Raw genomic sequence first — 17,881 nt, 5'->3', positions numbered from 1 at the left:
AACAATGCAACACAATGCGATCCACGCGCCAAGGTGACTGGCAAGCGTCATACACCCTTGTTATCCTCCCCGCCCATGACAGGGGAAATCGAAGCAGCGGGTGACGCGATCACCGGGGGCATGCTGGCACGGGCAGTCGAGCCGGGCCATGGGGAAGCCCATGAGGCCGGCCATGGCGCCTGCCTGAATTGCGGCACGGCGGTGACGGGCAATTATTGCCCCGAATGCGGCCAGGCCGCGCATCTGCACCGCAGCTTTGCCGCGATCGGCCATGACCTGGCCCATGGCGTGCTGCATTTCGAGGCAAGATCTTCACCACCCTGCCCGAGCTGGCGCTGCGCCCCGGACAGTTGACGCGCCGCTATATCCATGGCGAGCGGGCCAAGTTCGTATCGCCCTTTGCCCTGTTCCTGTTCAGCGCCTTCCTGATGTACGCGATCTTCTCGCTGACCAGCCATCATGGGCCGGAAGGCGCGCGCAACCAGGTGAAGATGAACAGCGAGGCGATTGCCGAGCTGAAGAAGGAAGAGGAAAAGGCCGATGCCCGCATCGCCAAGGTGCAGGCGCAACTGGCCGAGCCGGGAATCAGCGCGAGCCGGCGCGAGACGTTGCAGGAAAAGCTGAAGGACGCGCAGGACGAGCGGAAGGGCCTGTCGCTGGCGAGCGGCCTGACCAACTCGCTGACCGGCGAAGGCGTCAACAAGAACGTCGCCGACACGGTCGGCAAGGCGATCAGCGCGGCGGCCAAGGATCCCGAATTCGCCTATTACAAGCTCAAGGCCAATGCCTATAAATTCTCCTGGCTGCTGATCGTCATATCGCTGCCCTTCCTGTGGTTGCTGTTCCCGTTCAGCCGCCGGTTCAAGATCTATGACCATGCGATCTATGTGACCTATTCGATCGCCTTCATGTCGCTGCTCTTCTCGCTGTCGATGATCCTGACCGCGGTCGGCATCACCCATGGGCTGGTGACGCTGGTCCTGCTGCTGTTCGCGGCCTGGCACATGTATCGCCAGTTCAAGGATGCCTATCAGCTTTCGCGCAGCGGCACCTTGCTGCGGCTGCCGCTGCTGTACGGCTTTGCCTGTGCGTCGCTGTCGCTGTTCTTTGCATTCCTGATGATGATGGGGTGACGGGTCGCGTCCCTATTGTATAGGGCGCGCATGATTACGTCCCCGATCTGGTTGCCCGCCACGCTGATGGCCGGGGCCACGCAGGCCTGGCGCACCGCGGTGCAGAGGCGCGTGGGCAAGACGCTGTCGATCAATGCGGCAGGCCTGGTCCGCTATCTTTACGGCATTCCCTTCGCGCTGATCCTGCTTGGCGGCTATCAGCTGCTCTTCCCCGCCCCCTTCCCCGTGCTGGGGCCGCTGTTCCTGCCCTTCTGCCTGGCCGGCGGGCTGGCCCAGATCATCGCCACCAATTTGCTGATCATGGCCTTTGGCCATCGCAATTTCGTCGTCGGCACAGCCTATTCCAAGACCGAGGCGGTGCAGGGGGCGATCCTGTCCTTCCTGCTGATGGGCGAGCGGCTGAGCGCGCTGACCTGCGCCGGGATTGGCTGCGGGGGCGCCGGCGTGATGCTGCTGTCGACCGGCGGCAAGCGGATGGGGCCAATGGATTTCCTGCGCGCGCTGGGCCAGCCGGCGGCGATCACCGGCATCGCGTCGGGATTCTTCTTCGCGCTGACCGCGATCGGCATCCGCCGCGCGACACAGCAGGTGGGGGGCGGCGATCCGATCCATGCCGCGCTGATCGTGCTGAGCGTCACGGTGCTGCTGCAGACGCTGCTCCAGGGCGGCTATCTGGCGCTGCGCGAGCCGGGCGAGATGCGCAAGGTGTTTACCAGCTGGCGCGTGTCGGGCCAGGTCGGCTTCCTGTCGGCAATGGGATCGGCCTGCTGGTTCACCGGCTTTGCCACCGCGCCGGTCGCGCTGGTGCGGATCGTCGGCCAGATCGAGGTCGCCTTCACCATGGCGTTCGGCCATTTCTACCTGGGCGAGCGGATGGCGCGCAGCGAGGCGATGGGGCTGATGCTGGTCGCCTGTGGTGTGGTGCTGGCGCTGCTGGGTGCGCTGTAGGCGTTTTTGGAAAATGCGCGAAAGAGCGCATTTCAAGAGCCGCACCGGCCCACACCCCCACCCGGCCTCCCAGACATGATATCCTGATGGGCGGCCGGGTGGGGGTGTGGGCCGGTGCGGAGGCATCATTCTGACGAAGCTGACATCCGTGTCAGTATGATAACCGATATTTTACCATCCATGGCTAGCCAGTTGCCGTGGGCACAGAAACGCAATCGGGAACCGTCGCACGAGCGGTAATGAAGGTCGCCAAATTATCCGGCGACCTGGGTATCCGTACGCTCGACCTTCAGGCAGACATCAGCGAACTCGCGGACCGGGTGACGCAGCAGGCGCGCACGATCGAGGCGATCAGCGGCGCCGCGTCGCAATTGTCGCGCGACGGCGAAAGCGTGTCGCTGGTCGGCCAGGACGCGCGCGAAAAGGCGGTCGCCGCCCGCGCCATCATTGATGATTCGGGACGGCAGCTGTCGACCGCGAACGGCAATTTCGTCGACCTGATCGAACAGGTGAGCCGCATCCATGCGCGCCTCGACGGCTTTGGCGAGGCGCTCAAGACCGTCGCCCATGTCACCAGCGTGATCAGCGGCATCGCCAGCCAGACCAATTTGCTTGCGCTCAACGCGACGATCGAGGCGGCACGGGCCGGCGACGCGGGGCGCGGCTTTGCCGTCGTTGCGGCCGAAGTGAAGAAGCTGGCGCAGGAGACCGCGAGCGCGACCCAGACGATCGAGCGGTCGATCGGCGCGCTGACCAGCGAGGCCGGCGGCATGCTGGACAGCATCACCCATGGCGCGCAGACCGCGCGCACGGCGCTGTCCGACACCAAGAATATCGAGGCGCTGGTCGACCGGCTGGGGTCGCTGATGCAGGGCCTGTCGACCAACAGCGAGGCGGTGGCCGAGCGGATCGCGTCGATGGTCGGTTCCGCCAGCGAGATCCGCACCGGCCTGTCGGCGCTGTCGAGCACGTCCGGCGACAATGCCGACGGCCTGCAACGGCTGTCGGGCCGGGTGTCGATCGCCAGCGACGACACCAACATGCTGCTGCAATATCTGGCGGAAAGCGGCGTCGACATTCCCGATTCGCCCTATATCCGCTTCAGCCTGACCGCCGCGCAGGCGGTGGGCCATGCGATCGAACAGGCGCTGGACGATGGCCGCATCGGCGAGGCCGATGTGTTCAGCGAATATTATGCGCCGATCCGCGGCACCAATCCGCCGCAATTCACCCATCCGATCCAGCCGATCATGCAGACCGAGGCGCGTGCGCAGCAGGACGTGGCGCGCGGCTACAAGGGATTTTTCGGCATGACCTTCACCGATCGCAACAGCTTCGGCGCGATCGCCATGCCGGAACGCGCGCTGCCGCAGCGGCCGGGCGACGAGAAATGGAATGCGGAATTTTCGCGCCAGGGCGTGGTGTTCGATTTTCCCGACACGCGCGAGCAGTGCAAGATCACCGAACCCTTCTGCATCAAGGCCTATCGCCGCCTGACCGCCGAGGGCGAGGTCATCCTGCTGAAGCAGGTCATCGCCTCCATCCATGTGCGCGGGCGCCACTGGGGAATCTTGCAGATGGCCTACAAGGATCAGGGCTGATCCGCGCCGCCCGGCGCGTCCGTTTCCTCCTATAAAACAGGCTGCCCCGCAGCGACCATGGCCGCCCGCCCGATAAAGGAGGGCGGCCATTTTCATGCCGGTGGGGAGGCACGAATGAAGCGCATCGTGGTCTGTTGCGACGGCACCTGGAACGAGCCCGACCATAATGAGCAGGGCAAGCCCTGCCCGACCAATGTGGTGAAGCTGGCCAGCCTGATCCCGGCAATGGCGGCGGACGGCACGGCCCAGCGCGTCTTCTATCATAATGGCATCGGGTCGATGGCGTCGCGGACCAAGCGGCTGATCGACGGGGCGACCGGCTATGGCATCAGCCGCATCCTCCTGTCCTGCTATGCCTGGCTGGTGCGCACCTATCAGCCGGGCGACCAGCTCTATTTCTTCGGTTTCAGCCGGGGCGCCTATACCGCCCGGTCGCTGGCCGGGTTCGTGCGCAATTCCGGCATATTGCGGCCCGAGCATGAAAGCCTGATCCCCGATGCCTTCGCGCTCTATCGTTCGCGCGACGGCACGCGCGCGCCGCGATCGGAGGCGTCGCGCCTGTTCCGGCAAAGCTATGCCTGGTCCGACAGCACGCCGATCCGGTGCGTCGGCGTGTGGGACACGGTCGGGTCGCTGGGCGTGCCCAACACCTTGTTCCAGGGGATATTGAAGCATCTTTTCCGGGTGAACCGGGAATTTCACGATACCGACCTGTCATCGAGCGTCGCCTTCGCCTTCCATGCCGTGGCGATCGACGAGCATCGCAAGCCGTTCCTGCCGACATTGTGGACGATCCCCGAGGGGCAGGGCGCAGGCCAGCATGTCGAGCAATGCTGGTTCCCCGGCTGTCATGCCGATGTCGGCGGCGGCAATCCCGATTCCGGCCTGTCGGATATCGCGCTGGAATGGATGGTGGCGCGGGCGCGGATCGCCGGACTGGCGGTGGACGATCCGTTCGGGCTGGCGCCGCCCGGTTTCCCGCCGCACCATCCCGATCCGCTGGGGCCGGTCAGAGAATCCCAGACCCTCTTCTATCGCATGTTCGGATCGGGCGAGCGTGCGATTGACGTGCCGCATGACGCCGGACGGACCAATGAAGCGCTGTCCGACGCCGCGATCGAACGCTGGCACAAGCTGCCCGAATGGCGACCGGCGGCGCTGGTCGATCTGGCGAAGCGCAAGCCCGACATGCTGCGGCCGTAACACACGAAAAGGGGCGGATCAGGGCCGGCAGGCGCCTGATCCGCCACCCCGTCGCATCAAGGGACGACGGGAAGCGGTCCGGGCACGACGCCATATTGCTGCAGGCCCGACATGAAGGCATGAATCGCCAGCGCCGCCTGGAGCACGGCGACCAGCCAGCCGAACGCCATCAGCGTGCCGATGCGGATGAAGCCCAGCAATTGCCGGGCAAAGATCATGGCGAGACAATCGGCGACCATCATGCCCAGGAAAATCCCGAACACCCCGATCAGGAAGGTCTGGGTATCGCTCGCCACCGCCGCGAACAGCAGCAGCGCGACGATACCATAGGGCGTGATGATGATCGGAAAGGTGACGGGCGACAGCGCCAGCCCCTTGACCGAGGTCGGCGGTGCGCCCGGCGGGGGCGCATGCTGCGCATTCTTGACCGCCTCCAGCGCGCCGATCAGCAGCAATACGCCACCGGTCAGCAACAGGTCCGCCGAGCCGATCTGCCAATTCTGGCGCAGCTTGTCGCCCAGGAAAAGGATCAGGAAGCCGACGGCCGTGGCCAGCAGGGTCGCCTTGATCGCCAGTCCGCGACGATCGCTTTCGGACAATTGACTGGTCAGTTGGGCATAGGCCGGGATCACCTTGATCGGCCCCAGCGTGACAAAGAAGATGATCAGGACGAAACTGAGGTCATTCATGGCACGCTCCCCTATCCTGCTAAACCATTGGATGCCGCAGGCCGGGTACCTGCGGCATCGTCATCATGGACGCTGAACGGTCAGCGCGATTGTGCCGTCGAGGCGTCCGCCACCATGGCATCGAGATCGAGATCGAAGCTCTTCATGCGAGGCGGATAGGCCGCCAGTGACTTCATGAAGCCGGCGATGACCTGGGTCGCGGCACCCAGCGTCCAGCTATGATTTTCCTGCCATTCGTCATAGCCGCGCGCTTCATGGAAACGCTCGAACGGATCGAGCTTCAGGTTCGTGATAAAGGGCGTGGTCATCTGTTCCTGCACGCCGTTGAACCATTTGTCCTGTTTCTTGAACAGGAACTTCCAGTCGCCATAGCGCAGCCCATGCAGCGTGGTTTCGGTGAAATAATAGAAGTCCTTGCGAGTTGACGGTCCCTTGCCGCTGAGCAGCGCGGTCTGGTCATAACCGTCGAGATGGACCTTGTAGGTCATGCTCCCGATGGTCTTGCCCTTGAGCAATTCCTCCTTGAGATCAGGCTCGCCCAGGGCCGAGAGGATGGTGGGAATCCAGTCCTCCATCGCCATGAACTCGCCGGTCGCGACATTTTCCTGAATCTTGCCGGGCCAGGATACGACCATGGGCACGCGGAAGCCGCCTTCGAAGCCGCCTACGCCCTTTTCGCCGTGGAAGGGATGATTGCCGCCATCGGGCCAGCTGTTGGAAGCCGCGCCATTGTCGGTCGAGAACATCACCACCGTATTGTCGGCGATGCCCAGTTCTTCGAGCAGGTCGAGCAATTCGCCGACATGATCGTCCAGTTGCGCCATGCCGTCGGCATAGAGGCCATAGCCGGTCTTGCCGTCATATTTGGGCGGCAAATTGGTGCGATAATGCATCCGCGTCGTGTTGTGCCAGACGAAGAAGGGCGTGTCCGATGCCACCGTATCGCGAATGAAACGCTTGGATTCGGCCATCACCTCATCATCCAGGGTGCGCTGGCGTTCGCGGCCGAACGGCCCCTTGTCTTCCACCGTCTGGCCCCCCTTGCCGTCGGCCCAGGCATGGATCACGCCACGCTGCTGGAAACGCGGATCATCCTTGGGATAATCATATTGTTCGGGATATTCGCCGGCGTTCAGATGGTAGAGAATGCCGAAAAATTCATCGAAGCCGTGCATCGTGGGCAGATGCTTGTCGAGGTCGCCCAGATGGTTCTTGCCGAACTGGCCGGTGGCATAGCCATGGGGCTTGAGCAATTCGGCGAGGGTCGGATCTTCCTTCTGAATCCCCTGTTCCGCCCCCGGCAGGCCGACGGTGCTGAGGCCGACGCGGATCGGATATTGGCCGGTGATGAAGGCGGCGCGCCCGGCGGTACAGGAGGCCTGGGCATAATGATCCATGAACATCATGCCCTTCTTCGCGATCCGGTCGATATTCGGGGTGGAGCCACCCATCATGCCGCGATGATAGCAACTGAGATTCCACATCCCGACATCATCGCCCCAAATGATGAGGATATTCGGCTTTTTGCTCATGTGATGCTCCTGCGAGTCAGACTTGGGAAGACGAACGGCGCAAGGCTAGGTCGGCGATGGACCGGTTGCTATCAGGGTTATCCTTGAGCCTGAGGCCGGGAAAACCGGGGCCGCCAATGTGGATCAGGGGCAATAGGGAGGCCTTGCCCTGCCCCGCCGGTGCGCTATGGCGGCGCGATGACGGGCATGGGAGCAGGCATGGCACGCGCGGTTGCAATGATGAAGGCTGTCGGTGTCGCGCTGCTGTTCCTGCTGATCGCCGCCTGCCTGGCGACGGTGATCGTGCCGCCCTTCCTCGACCGCATCTATTATGAGGGGCCGGCGAGCCGCCATTATGACGGCGCCCGCTTCTTCAACCCCGATGGCGCGATCGACATGCCCGCCCCGCCCGGCACCAGCCGGCAGGGCTTCATCGCCCGCTGGCTGGTGGGCAATGACGACCGCCCCGAATGGCCCGATGCGGTGGCGGTGAAACCGGCGCGCCCCGCCCCCTTTGCCGCACCGCGCGGCATGGTCGCCACCTGGGTCGGTCATGCGACCGTGCTGGTGCAGGCGGCAGGCATCAACATATTGACCGATCCGATCTGGTCCGACCATGCCAGCCCCTTTCCGCCGCTGGGGCCGAAACGGGTCGCGGAGCCGGGCATCAGGATGAAGGATCTGCCCAGGATCGACCTGATCGTCATCAGTCATAATCATTATGACCATCTGGATATCCCGACGCTCAAGATGCTGTGGCAGCGCGACCGGCCCAGGATCGTCACGGCGCTGGGCAATGATGCGCTATTGAAGGCGAACGGCATCCCGTCGGTCGCGCTCGACTGGGGCCAGTCGGTGACCGGCGCGCAGTTGAACGGACTGGTGCCCGAAGCGGTGATCCAGTGCGAGAATTACGAGCATTGCCCGGACTATCGGGTCCATGCGACGCGCAACCATCATTGGAGCAGCCGCTGGTTCACCGACCGCAACCGGGCGCTCTGGTCGAGCTTCCTGATCGAGACGCGGGCGGGCAATATCTATTTTGCAGGTGACACCGGCGCGGGCGACATGGGCTGGACCGGCGATGCGACGCGGTTCGGGCCGATCCGGCTGGCGCTGATCCCGATCGGCGCCTTCCGCTTCTGGCCGGGGCAGATGGAATCGGACGCGCATATCGGCCCGCGCCGCGCGGTCGAACTGTTCGAGCGGCTGGGCGCATCGACCGCGATCCCGATCCACTGGGGCACCTTCCGCCTCTCCTACGAGAAGCGCGACACGCCGCCGCGGATGCTGGAGCAATATCTGCGCTGCGCGGGGATAGAGCGAAAGCGCTTCGCCCCGGTGCGGATCGGCCAGTCGCTGCTGGTGCCCAATGTCAGCCCGGTGCCGCGCGGCCCCAGGCATTGCGACCAGCGGGCGATCGACGCGCTGCAATAAGCGGCCCTCGGGCGACGCGAAGAAAATCTGGGTGGCGTTTCGCGCCTGCGCGCCGCATGGGCCGGGCATGAACCTCTTCAAGCCCCTGCTTGCTGGCGCCCGCCCGATCGATCGACTGGTTGCGGGCCTGGGCGCCGCGATCGGCATCAGCCTCACCATATTGGTGTGCAGCCAGTTGCCGCTGCATGCCGGCGACCTGCCGATCATCGTTGCGCCGCTGGGCGCGTCGGCGGTGCTGATCTTTGCCGTGCCCGCGAGCCCGCTGGCCCAGCCCTGGTCGGTGGTGGGCGGCAATATCCTGTCCAGCCTGATCGGCGTCGCCGCCTATCAGCTGATCCCCGACATGATGGTCGCGGCCGGCGTGGCGGTGGGCGTGGCGATAATATTGATGAGCCTGCTGCGCTGCCTGCATCCGCCCGGCGGCGCGGCGGCGCTGACCGCGGTGATCGGCAGCCAGGGCATTCATGATGCGGGCTATGCCTTCGCCTTTGCGCCGGTCGGGATCAATTCGATCGCCCTGATGTCCCTCGGCCTGTTCTTCCACCGCCTGTCGGGCCACAGCTATCCCCACCAGCCGGTCGCGCCGCCGGTGATCGCCGACAAGATGCGCGCGGAGGCGGGCTTTCATCTGGAGGATATCGACAAGGCGCTGGCCGAACTGCCCGACAATTTCGACATCAGCCGCGCCGACCTGGACCTGCTGCTGTCGCGGGCGGAAATCCACGCCCAGGCCCGCCGGGCGGGCTGAGGCCCACCCGGATCGGTGCCGCCGATCAGGCCGGGCAGTCGCCGTCGCGCTTGCCGGACAGGTCGTGGGTGGTGCGCAGCACCGGCTTGCCGCCCTGCGTCTTGGTCATGGTGGTGCCGAAAGTCAGCGTATCCTCGGTAAAATTGCCCTCGACCACGATTTCGGAGGTGCCGGCGCCGGCCTTGCAGGCGAGGGTCGCGATCAGTCGGCCCTTGCGCACCATCTTGTCCTTGTAGCTGCAGTCGCTGCCTTCCGCCCCGGCCAGCGCATCGGCGTCGGGCACGCCGGCGGCATCGACCTTGATGCAGATCTTGTCCTCGCTCACCTGCTTGAGCGCAGCCTGATATTCCTCCGCCGTGACGGTGGGCGTGTTGTAGCCGGTGGTCTTGCGGCTGAGCGTCCATTGCCCGCTCTTCATCATCGCCGGCGCGGCTTCCTCCTCCTGCGCGGGCGGAGCGGCCGGTTCGCTGCCACAGGCGGCAAGGGTCAGGCTGGTGGCCAGCAAGCCGCCCAGCGTCAGAATGTCACGCATATCCTCTCCCCGTTCGTTCCACGGCGGCACGCTCTACCGATGCGCGCGCGGGCGCAAGGGAAATTATCGCGCCCATTCATTCATCGCCGTCGCCGTCCGGCCGACAGGGTGGGCGCATGGAAATCGGCCGGCTTGTCGGCGATCCAGCCGAGGAAGCGGGCGATGGCGGGATGGCTGCGCAAGGCCATGGCATCGGCATAGGCGCGGGCAAGTTCCGCATTGGACAGGGTGGCGTGGATGGTGCGGTGACAGATCGGATGCACCGGCACCAGCTGTCGCCCGCCGCGGCTCTTGGGCACGGGATGATGCCATTCGACCCGCGCGCCGAGCGGGCGGGCGCAGAGCCAGCAAAGATCCAATCCGTCAGTCGGCAGTGTCCGGCCCATCCTCATCCAGCAGGGCGTTGACCAGCCGGTTTCGCTGTGCCGACGCCAGGCGATTGAGCGGCAGCGTATAGAGGCGAACCAGGAAGCGCCGGTCCCAGTCGGTCAGGACATGGTTCGGACCGCTCGCTTCCTCAGGCTGCGCGCCGAACAGATTAAGGATCGACGGAAGCGGCGGCAGCGCCCGAGCGCGCACCTCGGCCAGCCCGACAAAGGCGGCATAATCGACCACCGCCGTCAGCGGCACCCCCTCCGCCCGATTGACGTCGATCAATATTGTCGCGGCTGAGATCATCCGGATGACCGGGCCGCGTATCAGGCTCGATCCATAGGATTGGCTGGTCGGGATGCCATCCCACATCGGCGCGCCGGTATCGCTGTTGCCGCCAACGCCCGGCGGCGCGTTCGACCCTAGGCCCGTGCCGTCGCCCGAGCCCAGGTCGATCATATACCACCAACGGATCGGCGCATCGCTTTCCAGCAGGGCACGTCGTTCCGGCCCCTGCACCTGGGCCATGCGGCGGCTCTGCTTCTGGTCGATGATGTTGACCATCTGCTTTCCGTCGCTGACAAAGGCCACGAGCAGGTTGGTATCGCATGTGCCCTTGGCCAGAGGGGCGCCTATCGCCCCGATCGTCGCCTGCAGCCGGTCCATCACGATGCGACCATGCTCAGCCGAAAGACCGATCACCTTAGGGCAGATCGGCTCGACCCAGCGAGCGAGGCTGCGATCCCCCTGGACCACCCCGAGCGTTCGCACGAAGCCCTGCGCGCGGGTTAGCGCTTCCTGACGGGTAAGCCGCTGCCCCTGCACCACGATATCGTCTGATGGCACGGTTGGCGCCTGCGCCTTCGCGCCGGTGACGACCGCCAACGCCATGACCACAGCCAGCGCGCGCTTGCCGGATGCTTTCATTGCCCCTCCGCACAATCCGGCCCCATCCAATGGCCCTCAGACCGTGCCTTCATCGCCATCTCCATGCCATTGGGCAAGCCGGTCTGTCGCATGTCCATCTGCACCGCATAGCTGTCGGGTGCATAGATGCCGGCCATCGTCATGCTGCTGGTGCCGCCATCGCGTTGGCAGGTGACATTGCCCTTCACCGTGCCGCCGCGCACGGCGAAGTCGCTGTAGCGGCAATCCTTGCCAGGATCGCCGGAAAAGGCGCGGCCATCGGGATGGGCGGCCTGCTCGGGCGTGACGCAATAGCGCAGGGTGCGGTTCATCGCCTGCTGCATCTGCTGGCGCGCCGCCGCGGGCATCGCCTCCCCGCCGCTCATGTCGATCCGCTCCATCACGAAGCGCCCTTCCCACTGGCCAGGCTTGAGCTGCACCTTCTCGATCTGCGTGACGGCGGCGTCATGGCTCATCGCGTCGGTCGCGGCGATCTGTGTGTCCTGGCTGGCGGGCGGCTTGTTGCATCCGGCCAGCGCCGCGAGCGCGCAGGCCAGCAGGCCGTTGGTCAAGGCTTTGGTCATCACCGGCTTCCCCTGGCATATCTTGGCAGAAGCGACCCTTTATCTGGCCCAGACTTAGCAAGCGGCGGCGGGTCTGGATATCGGGATTATTGCGATCCGGGGTGGCGGGGCGTGGCAAGGTGCCGAGGTGCGCTCTTACATAGCTTGTTCTTGATTTGTTCCAGATGTCATGGTAGGTGTTTCGGTCATCAATGGGGGAGGCGTGTCGATGATCGAGAGGGAGTCTATTCGATCCAATCGCGAAACCGCATTCCGTCTTTATCTCCGCACCGGTCGGCGTATCGGGCCGGACGCGATCGAGGTGAAATTCAACCCTTGGCATGACGAGGAAAACGGTCGCTTCACCTTCCGTGGACAGGGCCGCTATTTCGGCGCCACGGGTGGCAACGCAAATGCGCCTTCGTCCCGTCCCGGTGGCACCGGCGTCGCACGGTCATCGTCACCGTTGGCGACAAGGAGAAATGGTGCGCCCGATCGCGATCGCTTTCGCGCCGATCACCCCGCCAATCATTCGCTCTACATGGTCAAGCAGGGCGACACGCTCAGCCGTATCGCCGCCCAGCGCCAGGGGCTGACGGCTGCGGACCTCGCCTGGCTGAACAACATGCCGCTCGATCAACCCTTGCAGATCGGACAACGGCTGAAGCTGCCACATCAGACCTATCTGGATGCGGGGCGGGCAGCCAAGAACAAGGTCGTCGCCCTTGCCCATTATATGGATACGCATGGCGGGGACTTGCCGCCCGATCCGGCTGATCCGCCGTCGCTGGAAAGCCAGCTACTGAACTCGAACTGGCAGCGGGAAGTGAGAAATGGCTATGCGTTCGATATCGACGTCATCGCTCGCCCAAGAGAAATTATTGCCAAACTTACGGATGGGCCGATCGCCAAACGCTCCCGCCAGGCACAGGCTCAGGCAGGTCAGCCGGATCGTCGCCCCGGTGACGATGGCGGTCATTTCATTGCTGCCCGTTTCAACGGTCCCGGCGACAGCTTCAACGATTTCGCCCAGGATCGGAATTCCAATCGAGGCGCCTACCGCGCTATGGAAGATGGATGGACGCAGGCACTGCGCGACGGAAAGAAGGTCGTTGTTCATATCGTTCCCGTTTATGAGGGAGCGTCAAAACGGCCTTATCGAATCCATGTCACTTGGCGCATCAACGGCGTCGAAGAATTCCGGGATTTCTCGAACGAAAGAAAAGGCCGGCGTCATGAGCGATAAACTCGATACCCTGGGACCGCTCATGAACGAGATCGGTCAAGAATTGGCCAGCTTGGTCGGAGGCGATCCAGATGGCGTGTTTCTGTATGTGGAAATCGGAGACGGGTGGGTAAGCCCCAGCGTTTTCAAGGATGAAGGCGACGTCGTTCGTTATTATAATCCGCGCGACACAAATCTCAGCGATATGCTTTGGGAAGCCTGGTATCTGGAACCCGACGGCCCCAACATGCGCTGGTCGGTGTTGGAATATATGATCACTGGGAAGAAATTTCATGTCAGCTTCCGATATCCTGAAGAGGTGGATGTCGAAGTTATCGATAGCGAGCGCCGCGAAGCCGCGTTGCGCGCGCGGTTCGGCGACAAGCCGGTCGTCTATCCGCCGCCGCCCAAGAGCGCGTTCGAATTGCAGCCCTGACTTGCCAGGGCGCGGATTGCGCCCTTGCCCAAAGGCCCCATATTACGCCCATGTCGATTCAGATCCGCACCAGCCTTGACGAACCCGAAACCGGCCAGGACTTCGTGCCGCACCGGCCCGCGCGCCCGGAGAAGAGCGAGGGTGGACGCCCCTTCACCCTGGTCAGCGACTATGAACCGTCGGGCGACCAGCCGACCGCGATCGCCGAACTGGTGGCGGCGGCCGAGCAGGGCGAGAAGGACCAAGTGCTGCTGGGCGTCACCGGATCGGGCAAGACCTTCACCATGGCCAAGACGATCGAGGCGTTGCAGCGTCCGGCGCTGATACTGGCGCCCAACAAGATATTGGCGGCGCAGCTCTATGGCGAGTTCAAGAGCTTCTTCCCCGACAATGCGGTCGAATATTTCGTCAGCTATTACGACTATTATCAACCCGAAGCCTATGTCGCGCGGTCGGACACCTATATCGAAAAGGAAAGCTCGGTAAACGAAAGCATCGACCGGATGCGCCATTCGGCCACCCGTGCGCTGCTGGAGCGGGACGATGTCATCATCGTCGCGTCGGTCTCGTGCCTCTATGGCATCGGGTCGGTCGAAACCTATTCGGCCATGACCTTCTCCATGAAGAAGGGCGGGATCGAGGACCAGCGCGAGATCATTCGCAAGCTGGTGGCGCTCCAGTACAAGCGCAACGACGCGGGTTTCGCGCGCGGCAATTTCCGCGTGAAGGGCGACAATCTGGAAATCTTCCCGTCCCATTATGAGGACACGGCCTGGCGCGTCAGCTTCTTCGGCGACGAGATCGAGGAGATTGTCGAATTCGATCCGCTGTCCGGCAGGAAGGTCGCCAGCCTCGATTATGTGAAGGTCTTTCCCAATAGCCACCATGTGACCCCCGGCCCGACCTTGAAGCAGGCGATGGAGGCGATCCGCTTCGAGCTGACCGAGCGGCTGAAGGAACTGGAGGCCGAAGGCAAGCTGCTGGAGGCGCAGCGACTGGAGCAACGCACCAATTTCGACCTGGAGATGATCGCGGCGACCGGCAGTTGCGCGGGGATCGAGAATTACAGCCGCTTCCTGACCGGTCGCCTGCCCGGCGAACCGCCGCCGACCTTGTTTGAATATCTGCCCGAAAATGCCGTGCTGTTCGTGGATGAAAGCCACCAGACCGTACCGCAGATCGGCGCGATGGCGCGCGGCGACCACCGACGCAAGATTACCCTCGCCGAATATGGCTTCCGCCTGCCCAGTTGCATCGACAACCGGCCGCTGCGCTTCAATGAATGGGACGCGATGCGGCCGCAGACGGTCAGCGTTTCCGCCACCCCCGGCCCGTGGGAAATGGAGCAGACCGGTGGCGTGTTCAGCGAGCAGGTGATCCGCCCCACCGGCCTCATTGACCCGCCGGTCGAGATCAAGCCGGTCGAGGACCAGGTCGATGACCTGATCAACGAATGCCGCAAGGTCGCGGCACAGGGATATCGCACGCTCGTCACCACGCTGACCAAGCGGATGGCCGAGGATCTGACCGAGTTCATGCATGAGGCCGGGATCAAGGTCCGCTACATGCACAGCGACGTCGAGACGCTGGAGCGCATCGAGCTGATCCGCGATTTGCGGTTGGGCGTCTATGACGTGCTGATCGGCATCAACCTGCTGCGCGAGGGGCTGGATATTCCCGAATGCGGGCTGGTGGCGATCCTCGATGCGGACAAGGAAGGCTTTTTGCGCAGCGAGACATCGCTGATCCAGACGATCGGCCGCGCCGCCCGCAATGTCGACGGCCGCGTCATCCTCTATGCCGACCGGGTGACGGGCAGCATGGAGCGCGCGCTCAACGAGACCTCCCGCCGCCGTGAAAAGCAGCAGGCCTATAATGACGCGCATGGCATCACGCCCTTCACCGTGAAGAAGAATATCGGCGACATCATCGCCCATGTCGCGAGCAAGGATCAGGTCACGGTCGAGACGGGGCTGGAGGATCGCCCGCATCTCGTCGGCCATAATCTGCGCGCCTATATCGAGGATCTGGAGAAGAAGATGCGCGCGGCGGCGGCAGACCTGGAGTTCGAGGAAGCCGGCCGCATCCGCGACGAAATCCGCAAGCTGGAGGCGGAGGAACTGGGCCTGCCGGCAGACCAGCAGGTGGCCGCCCCGCGCGGCCGCGCGACCGAGGGCAAGCCGGGCACACGGAAAGGACGGTTCGGGAAGACGACGCGGAAGTTCGGGCGGTGATACGCCGCCGCCTGCTCCTGATCGGTACAGCGCTGGGCATCGGCCTCGTCATCATGCTGGCCGAAAATGTGGCGGCCGATATCGTCGTCGGACGGACGCCCTTCACGAACGGACGCCTGGGCTTCATCGATGCGCCCGATGGCGTCCTATTTCATTTCGTCATCGCGGCGCTGCCCATGCTGGCACTCGCGCTGATCGGCAGTTCCCGGCGATGGCTCTGGGCGGTGGCGATCAGCATGACGGCGCTGTTCGCGACCTTTGCCGTCGGGCAATTGCGGCAGGATTATCTTGCCGACTTTGCCGGCGGCGCGAATATCGTCCTCGGCATCATCATGATGGCATCGCCCTGGATCACGCTGATCGTGATGGGCGTCATGGCATTGCTGGCGCGGATCACCGGCGCCCGATCAGGACCGGGCGCCGCCTAGAGCGTTTTCCAATCAGGTCGAACACCTGATGATTCGGAAAACGCGTCGCAACAGGAGGATAGAGCAGTCGAGCCGACGCAGTCGGATCGGAATCTGCTCTAGACAGGGATCAATGGGTCCGGCTGGTAACCTTCGCGGTGCCATCGGGCAGGATTTCGATCAGATGCGCGGTCTGGTTGTCGCACTGGGCCTTCCAGCCCTTGACGCCCGGCCGGATTTCGGCGCGTTCCGAACCGGTGACCGAGGGGCAGGCGACGCCCGATGCCTTGATCGCCTTTTCCAGCACGCCGTTGCGCAGGTCGGGGTCGAGCTTGGCGACTTCAGCCGCCGCGCCCGTTTCGGGCATGTTCCGGTTCTCGACCGCCGTCACCTCATCGCCGCCGCCACAGGAGGCGAGAAACAGCGCCGTCGCCAGCAACATCATAGTCCGCACGTCTTTTCCTCCGTCAACTTCATCGCGCCATTCGAGACATCAGCCTCTCAACAAAGGCGCAGCAGAAAAATATCCCTCAATTGGCCTGGCCGGGCGCGCGCGGCGCAAGCCGGCTGCTTTCAAGCAACGGCAATCCGCCTTCGGTCGGCACATAGATGAGGCTGGCATCCTTGTTGTCGATCGCCTGAATCTGCAGATAGCGCAGATAGCCATCCGGCCCGCCCAGGCTGTCCTGCAGGATGCGGTTGGCCCGCGCGGCCCCCTCGGCCCGAACGACTTCGGCATCGGCCAGCATCTTGGCGCTTTCCAGCTTCGCGCGCGCTTCCAGCACCGCGATCTGGCGCGAGGATTGTGCCTCTGCAAGGGCGGCACGGCCGGCCTGTTCCTTGCTGTAGACATTGTAGCTGGGGCAGCCCCATAATATACCGGACAGCGTCACGCCGATGAGCAAGGCGAGACCCAATATGCCGGTTCCGGTCAGTCGCACCATGCCTTCCCCCTGTGACGCGGATTAACCCGCAAATCCGTCGGTCGCGCGGATCAGCGCATCCAATATACCCGGTTCGTTGAACGCATGACCGGCGCCTTCGATCATTTCGAAGCGCGCCTGCGGCCAGGCGCGGTGCAGTGCCCAGGCGGTTTCGGCCGGGCAGGCCATGTCGTAGCGGCCCTGGACGATGACGCCGGGAATGCCCGCCAGCTTGCCTGCCTCGCGGATCAGCTGGCCGTCCTCCAGCCAGCCGCGATGGACGAAATAATGATTTTCGATCCGGGCGAAGGCGAGCGCGAAATCATCGCCCTCATGGGTCGCGGACAACGCCTCGTCCGGTAGCAGGCGGATGGTCTCGCCCTCCCAGACGCTCCACGCCTTGGCGGCGGCGACCTGCGCGGCACGATCATCACCGGTCAGGATGCGGCGATAGGCGCCGACCATGTCGCCGCGCTCACCTTCCGGAATCGGCGCGACGAAGCGTTCCCACTTGTCGGGATAGATGCGGCTGGCGCCCTGTTGATAATACCAGTCGATCTCTGACTGGCGGATGGTGAAGATGCCGCGCAGCACCAGTTCGGTGACGCGCGCGACATGCGCCTGCGCATAGGCCAGTGCCAGGGTCGAGCCCCAGCTACCGCCGAAGACCAGCCACTGGTCGACGCCCATCATCTCGCGCAAGCGCTCGATATCGGCGACCAGATGCCAGGTGGTGTTGGCGTCGAGATGGGCATGCGGGGTAGAGCGACCGCAGCCGCGCTGGTCGAACAGCAGCACGTCATAGCGGGCGGGATCGAACAGGCGGCGATGATCGGGCGATATGCCGCCGCCCGGCCCGCCATGCAGGAAGACCGCAGGCTTGGCGCCGGGCGTGCCGGACCGTTCCCAATAGAGGCTGTGGCCATCGCCTACGTCAAGATGACCAGTGGCGTAGGGTTCGATCGGCGGATAGAGGCTGCGCATGACACCGTCCTAACAGGCGGCGGGACGAA

General features: G+C 64.1%; 18 protein-coding genes and 1 pseudogene. 10 read left to right on the top strand and 9 right to left on the bottom strand.

The features are described 5' to 3' along the window. Nucleotides 1-75 precede the first annotated feature (75 nt). From CG471_RS14500 to CG471_RS14485, 4 genes and pseudogenes are all read left to right on the top strand, one after another. Nucleotides 76-1,133, top strand: a pseudogene (locus tag CG471_RS14500) (DUF3667 domain-containing protein). A 30-nt stretch (nucleotides 1,134-1,163) separates the two neighbouring features. Further along, nucleotides 1,164-2,081 carry an EamA family transporter gene (locus tag CG471_RS14495; protein WP_099232299.1) on the top strand — a complete coding sequence of 306 codons (918 nt, stop codon included), beginning with the start codon at nucleotides 1,164-1,166 and terminating at the stop codon, nucleotides 2,079-2,081. Between the two features lie 239 nt (nucleotides 2,082-2,320). Further along, the gene (locus CG471_RS14490; protein ID WP_099232298.1) at nucleotides 2,321-3,682 is read left to right on the top strand and encodes a methyl-accepting chemotaxis protein; all 1,362 of its coding nucleotides are present in this window, start codon (nucleotides 2,321-2,323) and stop codon (nucleotides 3,680-3,682) included. Between the two features lie 114 nt (nucleotides 3,683-3,796). Further along, nucleotides 3,797-4,885, top strand: coding sequence for a DUF2235 domain-containing protein (locus CG471_RS14485; RefSeq protein WP_099232297.1), 1,089 nt, complete (start codon nucleotides 3,797-3,799; stop codon nucleotides 4,883-4,885). A 56-nt stretch (nucleotides 4,886-4,941) separates the two neighbouring features. On the opposite strand, the gene CG471_RS14480 is transcribed toward CG471_RS14485, so the two are convergent. Together CG471_RS14480 and CG471_RS14475 are read right to left on the bottom strand one after the other, a co-directional pair. After that, nucleotides 4,942-5,574, bottom strand: coding sequence for a MarC family protein (locus CG471_RS14480; protein ID WP_099232296.1), 633 nt, complete (start codon nucleotides 5,572-5,574; stop codon nucleotides 4,942-4,944). Nucleotides 5,575-5,654: 80 nt separating this feature from the next. Continuing rightward, nucleotides 5,655-7,106 (bottom strand): arylsulfatase, encoded by a 1,452-nt coding sequence (locus CG471_RS14475; RefSeq protein ID WP_099232295.1) that lies wholly within the window; start codon nucleotides 7,104-7,106, stop codon nucleotides 5,655-5,657. 198 nt (nucleotides 7,107-7,304) lie between these two features. Here CG471_RS14475 and CG471_RS14470 point away from each other — a divergent pair, with 198 nt between their 5' ends. Together CG471_RS14470 and CG471_RS14465 are read left to right on the top strand one after the other, a co-directional pair. Further along, nucleotides 7,305-8,522 (top strand): MBL fold metallo-hydrolase, encoded by a 1,218-nt coding sequence (locus CG471_RS14470; protein ID WP_099232305.1) that lies wholly within the window; start codon nucleotides 7,305-7,307, stop codon nucleotides 8,520-8,522. Nucleotides 8,523-8,589: 67 nt separating this feature from the next. Beyond that, nucleotides 8,590-9,270 (top strand): HPP family protein, encoded by a 681-nt coding sequence (locus tag CG471_RS14465; RefSeq protein ID WP_099232294.1) that lies wholly within the window; start codon nucleotides 8,590-8,592, stop codon nucleotides 9,268-9,270. 25 nt (nucleotides 9,271-9,295) lie between these two features. On the opposite strand, the gene CG471_RS14460 is transcribed toward CG471_RS14465, so the two are convergent. From CG471_RS14460 to CG471_RS14445, 4 genes are all read right to left on the bottom strand, one after another. Next, nucleotides 9,296-9,802: a DUF3617 domain-containing protein gene (locus CG471_RS14460; protein ID WP_004209910.1), complete on the bottom strand. Its 507-nt coding sequence runs from the start codon at nucleotides 9,800-9,802 to the stop codon at nucleotides 9,296-9,298. A gap of 80 nt (nucleotides 9,803-9,882) precedes the next feature. Continuing rightward, complete coding sequence (locus CG471_RS14455) at nucleotides 9,883-10,188, bottom strand: HNH endonuclease (RefSeq protein ID WP_099232293.1); 306 nt, start codon at nucleotides 10,186-10,188, stop codon at nucleotides 9,883-9,885. Next, entirely contained in the window at nucleotides 10,166-11,101 is a 936-nt protein-coding gene (locus CG471_RS14450) for a hypothetical protein (protein ID WP_099232292.1), read from the bottom strand. The genes CG471_RS14455 and CG471_RS14450 overlap by 23 nt, the downstream gene beginning before the upstream one ends. Continuing rightward, entirely contained in the window at nucleotides 11,098-11,664 is a 567-nt protein-coding gene (locus CG471_RS14445; RefSeq protein ID WP_099232291.1) for a DUF3617 domain-containing protein, read from the bottom strand. The genes CG471_RS14450 and CG471_RS14445 overlap by 4 nt, the downstream gene beginning before the upstream one ends. 208 nt (nucleotides 11,665-11,872) lie before the next feature. Between CG471_RS14445 and CG471_RS14440 the strand changes: the two genes are divergently transcribed. From CG471_RS14440 to CG471_RS14425, 4 genes are read left to right on the top strand one after another with little or no spacing between them, the layout of a single operon-like run. After that, complete coding sequence (locus CG471_RS14440) at nucleotides 11,873-12,889, top strand: DNA/RNA non-specific endonuclease (protein ID WP_099232290.1); 1,017 nt, start codon at nucleotides 11,873-11,875, stop codon at nucleotides 12,887-12,889. Further along, nucleotides 12,879-13,304, top strand: coding sequence for a hypothetical protein (locus CG471_RS14435; RefSeq protein WP_099232289.1), 426 nt, complete (start codon nucleotides 12,879-12,881; stop codon nucleotides 13,302-13,304). The genes CG471_RS14440 and CG471_RS14435 overlap by 11 nt, the downstream gene beginning before the upstream one ends. 50 nt (nucleotides 13,305-13,354) lie before the next feature. Next, the gene (uvrB, locus tag CG471_RS14430; RefSeq protein WP_097385271.1) at nucleotides 13,355-15,538 is read left to right on the top strand and encodes an excinuclease ABC subunit UvrB; all 2,184 of its coding nucleotides are present in this window, start codon (nucleotides 13,355-13,357) and stop codon (nucleotides 15,536-15,538) included. Continuing rightward, nucleotides 15,535-15,966, top strand: coding sequence for a hypothetical protein (locus CG471_RS14425; RefSeq protein ID WP_099232288.1), 432 nt, complete (start codon nucleotides 15,535-15,537; stop codon nucleotides 15,964-15,966). Before uvrB ends, CG471_RS14425 begins: the two co-directional genes overlap by 4 nt. 109 nt (nucleotides 15,967-16,075) lie before the next feature. Here the strand turns inward: CG471_RS14425 and CG471_RS14420 are convergent, their stop codons facing one another. The 3 genes from CG471_RS14420 to pip all read right to left on the bottom strand — a co-directional run bounded on the left by CG471_RS14420 (nucleotide 16,076) and on the right by pip (nucleotide 17,852). Then, nucleotides 16,076-16,390, bottom strand: coding sequence for a hypothetical protein (locus CG471_RS14420; protein ID WP_037490849.1), 315 nt, complete (start codon nucleotides 16,388-16,390; stop codon nucleotides 16,076-16,078). Nucleotides 16,391-16,475: 85 nt separating this feature from the next. Then, entirely contained in the window at nucleotides 16,476-16,889 is a 414-nt protein-coding gene (locus CG471_RS14415; RefSeq protein WP_037518689.1) for a membrane protease subunit, read from the bottom strand. A 21-nt stretch (nucleotides 16,890-16,910) separates the two neighbouring features. Beyond that, nucleotides 16,911-17,852, bottom strand: coding sequence for a prolyl aminopeptidase (gene pip / locus CG471_RS14410; RefSeq protein ID WP_099232287.1), 942 nt, complete (start codon nucleotides 17,850-17,852; stop codon nucleotides 16,911-16,913). Nucleotides 17,853-17,881: the final 29 nt, after the last annotated feature.

Origin of the sequence: Sphingobium sp. IP1 (genome assembly GCF_002708645.1) — a bacterium.
Classification (GTDB): domain Bacteria; phylum Pseudomonadota; class Alphaproteobacteria; order Sphingomonadales; family Sphingomonadaceae; genus Sphingobium; species Sphingobium yanoikuyae.
Note: the sequence above shows the minus strand (reverse complement) of the source record. Positions and strands in the feature narration are given on the sequence as shown.

Bases quoted from the DNA above. Each gene is read 5' to 3' on its own strand.
- CG471_RS14495 (WP_099232299.1), top strand. From the start codon at position 1,164: ATGATTACGTCCCCGATCTGGTTGCCCGCCACGCTGATGGCCGGGGCC.
- CG471_RS14470 (WP_099232305.1), top strand. From the start codon at position 7,305: ATGGCACGCGCGGTTGCAATGATGAAGGCTGTCGGTGTCGCGCTGCTG.
- CG471_RS14465 (WP_099232294.1), top strand. From the start codon at position 8,590: ATGAACCTCTTCAAGCCCCTGCTTGCTGGCGCCCGCCCGATCGATCGA.
- CG471_RS14460 (WP_004209910.1), bottom strand. From the start codon at position 9,802: ATGCGTGACATTCTGACGCTGGGCGGCTTGCTGGCCACCAGCCTGACC.
- CG471_RS14480 (WP_099232296.1), bottom strand. From the start codon at position 5,574: ATGAATGACCTCAGTTTCGTCCTGATCATCTTCTTTGTCACGCTGGGG.
- CG471_RS14455 (WP_099232293.1), bottom strand. From the start codon at position 10,188: ATGGGCCGGACACTGCCGACTGACGGATTGGATCTTTGCTGGCTCTGC.
- uvrB (WP_097385271.1), top strand. From the start codon at position 13,355: ATGTCGATTCAGATCCGCACCAGCCTTGACGAACCCGAAACCGGCCAG.
- CG471_RS14490 (WP_099232298.1), top strand. From the start codon at position 2,321: ATGAAGGTCGCCAAATTATCCGGCGACCTGGGTATCCGTACGCTCGAC.
- CG471_RS14435 (WP_099232289.1), top strand. From the start codon at position 12,879: ATGAGCGATAAACTCGATACCCTGGGACCGCTCATGAACGAGATCGGT.
- CG471_RS14445 (WP_099232291.1), bottom strand. From the start codon at position 11,664: ATGACCAAAGCCTTGACCAACGGCCTGCTGGCCTGCGCGCTCGCGGCG.
- CG471_RS14415 (WP_037518689.1), bottom strand. From the start codon at position 16,889: ATGGTGCGACTGACCGGAACCGGCATATTGGGTCTCGCCTTGCTCATC.
- CG471_RS14475 (WP_099232295.1), bottom strand. From the start codon at position 7,106: ATGAGCAAAAAGCCGAATATCCTCATCATTTGGGGCGATGATGTCGGG.
- pip (WP_099232287.1), bottom strand. From the start codon at position 17,852: ATGCGCAGCCTCTATCCGCCGATCGAACCCTACGCCACTGGTCATCTT.
- CG471_RS14420 (WP_037490849.1), bottom strand. From the start codon at position 16,390: ATGATGTTGCTGGCGACGGCGCTGTTTCTCGCCTCCTGTGGCGGCGGC.
- CG471_RS14440 (WP_099232290.1), top strand. From the start codon at position 11,873: ATGATCGAGAGGGAGTCTATTCGATCCAATCGCGAAACCGCATTCCGT.
- CG471_RS14485 (WP_099232297.1), top strand. From the start codon at position 3,797: ATGAAGCGCATCGTGGTCTGTTGCGACGGCACCTGGAACGAGCCCGAC.
- CG471_RS14450 (WP_099232292.1), bottom strand. From the start codon at position 11,101: ATGAAAGCATCCGGCAAGCGCGCGCTGGCTGTGGTCATGGCGTTGGCG.